The sequence below is a fragment of the Ruegeria sp. HKCCSA071 genome, assembly GCF_017872555.1.
Lineage (GTDB): Bacteria > Pseudomonadota > Alphaproteobacteria > Rhodobacterales > Rhodobacteraceae > Ruegeria.
Map to the genome: position 1 here is coordinate 1 of NZ_JAEDOX010000030.1, position 1,274 is coordinate 1,274.

The 1,274-nt window shown below is 63.4% G+C and carries 1 protein-coding gene; it reads left to right on the forward strand.

Features of this window, described 5'->3' with window-relative positions; translation table 11 throughout:
• Positions 1-1,272: serine hydroxymethyltransferase (glyA, locus tag I9188_RS20145; RefSeq protein ID WP_280922447.1), on the forward strand; the 1,272-nt coding region annotated here is incomplete at its 5' end.
• Between the last annotated feature and the right edge of the window lie 2 nt (positions 1,273-1,274).

Below are 1,274 nucleotides of genomic sequence, written 5' to 3' on the forward strand. Positions count from 1 at the left end.
GGATTTTTCACCCAGTCCTTGTCGGACCGCGACCCTGAGCTTTTTGGCTCGATCCGGTCTGAGCTGGGTCGTCAGCGCGACGAGATCGAGCTGATTGCGTCCGAGAACATCGTCTCTGCCGCTGTGATGGAGGCGCAGGGTTCGGTGATGACCAACAAATATGCCGAAGGCTACCCGGGTCGGCGCTATTACGGGGGCTGCGAGTTTGTTGATATCGCCGAGAATCTGGCCATCGACCGCGCCAAGCAGCTGTTTGGCTGCGGTTTTGCCAATGTGCAGCCGAACTCGGGCAGCCAGGCCAACCAGGGCGTGTTCCAGGCGCTGATCCAGCCCGGCGACACCATTCTGGGCATGAGCCTGGATGCTGGTGGCCACCTGACCCACGGCGCGCGGCCCAACCAGTCGGGCAAGTGGTTCAACGCCGTGCAATACGGCGTGCGCCAGCAGGACAACATGCTGGACTATGATCAGGTCGAGGCGCTGGCGAAAGAGCATAACCCCAAGCTGATCATCGCGGGCGGTTCGGCCATCCCGCGTCAGATCGACTTTGCCCGCATGCGTCAGATCGCCGACATGGTCGGCGCCTATCTGCACGTGGACATGGCGCATTTCGCCGGTCTGGTTGCGGCGGGCGAGCACCCCAGCCCGTTCCCCTACGCGCATGTGGCGACCACCACCACACACAAGACCCTGCGCGGCCCACGTGGGGGTATGATCCTGACCAATGATGAAGATATCGCTAAGAAAGTGAATTCGGCGATCTTCCCCGGCATTCAGGGCGGCCCGCTGATGCATGTGATCGCGGCCAAGGCCGTGGCCTTTGGCGAGGCGCTGCGCCCCGAGTTCAAAAGCTACATCCAGCAGGTCGTGATCAATGCGCAGGCGCTCAGCGATCAGCTGATCAAGGGCGGGCTCGACACCGTGACCCACGGCACCGACACCCATGTGGTGCTGGTCGACCTGCGCCCCAAGGGCGTCAAGGGCAACGCGACCGAAAAGGCCCTGGGCCGGGCGCATATCACCTGCAACAAGAACGGCGTGCCGTTTGACCCGGAAAAGCCGACCATCACGTCGGGCATCCGCCTGGGCAGCCCCGCCGGCACCACCCGCGGTTTTGGCGAGGCCGAGTTCCGCCAGATCGCCGACTGGATCATCGAAGTGGTCGACGGCCTGGCTGCCAACGGCGAAGACGGCAACGCCGAAGTCGAAGCCCGCGTCCGCGCCCAGGTCGCTGACCTCTGCAACCGTTTCCCCATATACCCAAACCTGTAAGC